Source organism: Enorma burkinafasonensis (assembly GCF_902150035.1).
Taxonomy (GTDB): domain Bacteria; phylum Actinomycetota; class Coriobacteriia; order Coriobacteriales; family Coriobacteriaceae; genus Enorma; species Enorma burkinafasonensis.
On the sequence record NZ_LR597537.1, the window covers coordinates 1 to 4,124 of the forward strand.

Genomic DNA, 4,124 nt, shown 5'->3' on the forward strand with positions numbered 1-4,124 from the left:
GCGCCGGGCTCTACATACACGGGGGCGTCGGCGCCGGCAAGACGCACGCCGCCTCCGCCATGGCCAGGCTGTTCGCCGAGGCCGGCTACGACGTCGCCTTCACGACGGCCAAGGGCATGCTCGAGCGCGTGAAGGCCACGTTCGGCGAGGGCGGCACCGAGGCCGCCGTCGCGCGGTACGCCAAGTGCGACGTCCTCGTGCTCGACGACCTCGGCAAGGAGGACGCGACCGAGTGGTCCGTCGGCACCGTGTTCAGCGTGCTCGACGCGCGCTACGAGGACATGCGCCCGACCATCGTCACGTCGAACTACGCGCCGGGCGCGCTGGCGGACAGGCTCGCAAGGCGCGGCGAGCGCGTAACGGCAGAGGCGATCGCGAGCAGGATCTCCCAGACCTGCAGGCCCGTCTACCTGGGCGGAAGGGACAGGCGCCGGCTCGGCTAGCTTGTGCGCTTCCCGTGGAGGCGCGGACGGCTCGACCCAGCTCGACCCATCGCGGGCGGCCCCGCCCTCTGCCGCAATCGAAATCGCTATACACGTCTTGGGCGGCGCCGACGCGCCAGCACGCACGCCTGCTCCGACTCGCACCGTGCCCCCATCGCGAGGACGCCGCCCGCCAAGCAACAAACGAAAGGCGGAGAGCCCATGGACGGCTTCGAGAGGATAACCGGCCGCGAGCACGAAGAGCTCGTGGAGAAGTGCCAGGAGAACGGCTGGCTCAAGGTCGGCGGCTTCGACTGGCAGGACGACCCGTTCCTCGAGGAGTACGCCTACGAGTTCTCCCGCACGGAGAGCGTCGACAGGCTCCGCGAGGCGCTCGGCTCGGGCAACTGGGCCATACGCCAGGGGTTCTGCTACCGCGACCTCGCGTTCATCCAGCAGGTGAACGGCGGCGACGAGTGGTGGACGCTCAAGCGCGACGGCGACGCGTGGACCGGCTTCGAGAGCTGGAGCTTCGGCGCCATCGCCCAGGAGCCCGAGCGGTTCGAGCGCGCCATGCGCGACATGTGCGAGGCGACGCCGGAGCAGTGCCGCAGCGGCGAGTGGGCCCACCTGCACGAGAAGGCGCCCGAGCCGCTGGCGCAGCGCGCCGCGTCCGCCCGCGAGGCGAGCCGCGCGCACGCCGGGCAGGAAGCCCGCGCCCCAATGGCGCGCGAGAGGGCCGTCGGGGCCGAATAGGGACGACCGGGGCGCGAAGGCGCCCCTTTTTCATCTCGACTGGAAGGGAGGCGCGGGATGGCGAGCGACTACGGGGACGAGGCGGGCGGCAAGCTGCTCGACTGGATGCTGAGGATCGGCCAGGAGGCCGGCGCCGAGGCAATGGAGCGCAGCGCGAGGAAGCTCTCCGAGCGCCTCGCGGGAATCCGCGGGACCATCGCCGGCGGGCGCGCCGAGGCCATCGCGGCCGAGGGCGCGCCGACCTACGCGAAGCTCAGCCTCGAGGAGCTCTCGGGGCTTCCCGAGTACGCGACGATCAAGGAGGTCGTCTCCGACAAGCTGCGCGCCGCGTCGGTCGAGCACCACATCATCCCCGGCGAGGGCCGCGACTGGCTGCTCTTCAAGGTGGAGGACGCCCCCGAGGTCGACGAGGCCTTCCGCCAGCTCGAGCAAGAGACGGGAAAGGCCGCAGATCGCGCCAGGGAGCGGCTCTCCGAGATCGCCGAGAGGCGCCGGGCGCCCGAGCGGCTGGCGGAGCGCGCCGAGCGGGCGCGCGCGCCGGCGAGGGCCCACAGCCAGGGCCCCGGCCGGGACCGCGGCCCGCGACATATCGAGGGGCCCGAGAGATGAGGTGGCAGGCGGCGGCAGCGCTGGCCGCGGCGGCGTTCGCCGCGGGAGACTTCGCGGCCGCGGCCCTTGCGGCGTCGGGCGCGAGCCCGATCCTCGACCCGGAGGCCGCCATGGCGGCGATCCCGGCGGCGCTCCGCGCGGGGCGCGTATTCTCAACGGAGGCGCTTCCCCTGTGCGCGGGGACCGCCTGCGCGTGCGCGGCGCTCGTCGCCTGGGCGCGCTCCATGGGATCCAAGGGCGCCCGGCGCGACGGCGAGGAGCACGGTAGCTCCAGGTGGGCCACGCGCAAGGACATCGCGCCCTTCGGCGATGCCAAGGACCCCGACAACAACATCATCCTCACCGACAACGCGCGCATCCGCCTCGTGAGCCGCAGGTTCGACCTCTCCACCGACACCAACGACAACGTGCTCGTGGTGGGCGGCCCGGGCACCGGCAAGACGCGCTACTACGTCAAGCCGAACCTCCTGCAGGCCAACGCCAGCTTCTTCGTGACCGACCCGAAGGGCACGCTCATCCGCGAGATGGGCGGCGCGCTGGCGGAGCTCGGCTACGAGATCCGCGCGTTCGACACCATCGACTTCACGCGCTCCATGCGCTTCAACCCCATAGCCTACATACGCGACGAGGCGGGCGTCATCCGCTTCGCCCGCGGCATCGTCGCCAACACCGAGGGCGACGCCGACCACAAGGGCGACCCCTACTGGGAGAAGGCCGAGCGCCTGGTCTACACCGCGCTCACGGCCTACCTCGTCATGCACTGCGAGCCCGCCGACCGAAACCTCGACGGGCTGCTCACGCTGCTCTCGCTCGCCGACGCCCGCGACGACCCGGGCTACATGAGCCCGCTCGACATGGTGTTCCGCGAGCTGGAGACCGGCGAGCGCTACGTCAGGCGCGGCGGCGCCTCGGCGGAGGGCGGATCGCTGCGCGGCTTTTCCGAGGAGGACGGCGCGTGGGAGTGGGTCAAGGTCCGCGAGCCGGCGCCGCCCGACGACTTCGCGCTCGCGAGCTACCGCGAGTTCCGCGTGGCCGCCGGCGACACCATGAAGTCGATGCTCTCGAGCTGCAACGTCCGCCTGAAGCCGCTGTCCATCCGGGCCGTGCGCGACCTCACCTCCAAAGACGAGCTCGGCCTCGCCCACATGGGCGACGAGGGCGCCAAGGTCGCGCTCTTCGCGTCGATGAGCGACACCGACTCGACCTTCGACTTCCTGTTCGCCCTGCTCATGGACACGGCCGTGAGCGCGCTCTGCGCCGAGGCGCTCGAGGCGCACGGCGGATCGCTGCCCACGACGGTGCACTTCGTCTTCGACGAGTTCGCCAACATCGGGCGCATACCCGACTTCGAGCGGACCATCGCGGTCACCCGCAGCAGGAACATCGCGGTCTCGATGATCGCCCAGTCGCTCTCGCAGCTGAAGGAGACCTACGGCGACAACAACGCCGAGACCATCGTGAACGCCTGCGACACGCTGCTCTACCTGGGCGGCAAGGCGAACGAGACCAACGAGGAGATCAGCAAGATGGCCGGCAAGCAGACGGTGGCGAGCGAGACGCAGAGCGACTCGCGGGGCGCCGGCTGGACCCGCACCGTGAACCGCGGCATCTCCGAGCGCGACCTCATACAGCCCGCCGAGGTGGCGCGCATGCCGCGCGAGGACGCGCTCGTGCTCGTGAACGGGTGCATGCCGCTCATGGACCGGAAGTACCGGCTCGAGCGCCACCCGCGCTCGCGCCTGCTCGAGGAGGCGGCGCGCCGCGGCCCGTTCGACTTCGCGGAGTACCGCAGGCGGAAGGACGGCGCATCGTGACGGGGCCGCGGAGGGCGCGTGCCTCCCCCGCCGCGGGGGAGGAGCAGCAAGGAACATCGTCAACCGAAAGCAAAGGAGAGCAGCATGCTCGCAAACGTCATCAAGCTCGTGTCGGGCTGCGTGACCTTCCTCGGCGGCTTCCTGGTCGTGTGGGGAGCGGTCTCGCTCGGCCTGGCCATCAGGGAGCAGCAGGGCGGCCCGCAGATCGCGACCGCCATTTCCACCATCGCCGGCGGCGCGATCATCATCGCCGCGTCGGTCTACTTCGGGCAGCTGGACACGTCCTGGCTGCCGGCATAGGGGGCGTCGCGGATGGCGCTCCGGATACCGGTCCAGAAGGACATCGGCGAGTACGAGGAGAAGATCGTCGGGAAGATGAGCCTGCGCACGCTCGCATGCGTGTCGCTCGGCTTCGGCAGCGCGGTCGGGGCGGCGGCCTTCGTCCACCTGGGCCTGCACGCCGACGTCGCGGACGCGGCCTTCCCGATCATGCTCTGCAGCATGCCGTTCTGGCTCGCCGGGT

6 protein-coding genes are annotated in these 4,124 nt (G+C 71.2%); all 6 read left to right on the forward strand.

The window, feature by feature from the left end; all coding sequences use genetic code 11:
• Nucleotides 1-443: ATP-binding protein (locus tag FS885_RS09700; RefSeq protein WP_144744829.1), on the forward strand; the 443-nt coding region annotated here is incomplete at its 5' end.
• 201 nt (nt 444-644) lie between these two features.
• Nucleotides 645-1,178 carry a peptide ABC transporter substrate-binding protein gene (locus FS885_RS09705; RefSeq protein ID WP_144744830.1) on the forward strand — a complete coding sequence of 178 codons (534 nt, stop codon included), beginning with the start codon at nt 645-647 and terminating at the stop codon, nt 1,176-1,178.
• A 57-nt stretch (nt 1,179-1,235) separates the two neighbouring features.
• Complete coding sequence (locus FS885_RS09710) at nt 1,236-1,787, forward strand: hypothetical protein (RefSeq protein ID WP_144744831.1); 552 nt, start codon at nt 1,236-1,238, stop codon at nt 1,785-1,787.
• The gene (locus FS885_RS09715) at nt 1,784-3,601 is read left to right on the forward strand and encodes a VirD4-like conjugal transfer protein, CD1115 family (RefSeq protein WP_144744832.1); all 1,818 of its coding nucleotides are present in this window, start codon (nt 1,784-1,786) and stop codon (nt 3,599-3,601) included. The genes FS885_RS09710 and FS885_RS09715 overlap by 4 nt, the downstream gene beginning before the upstream one ends.
• 84 nt (nt 3,602-3,685) lie before the next feature.
• Entirely contained in the window at nt 3,686-3,901 is a 216-nt protein-coding gene (locus tag FS885_RS09720; protein ID WP_006234636.1) for a hypothetical protein, read from the forward strand.
• Between the two features lie 12 nt (nt 3,902-3,913).
• Nucleotides 3,914-4,124, forward strand: a 211-nt coding sequence (locus FS885_RS09725) for a PrgI family mobile element protein (protein ID WP_144744806.1), incomplete at its 3' end; no start/stop codon positions are given.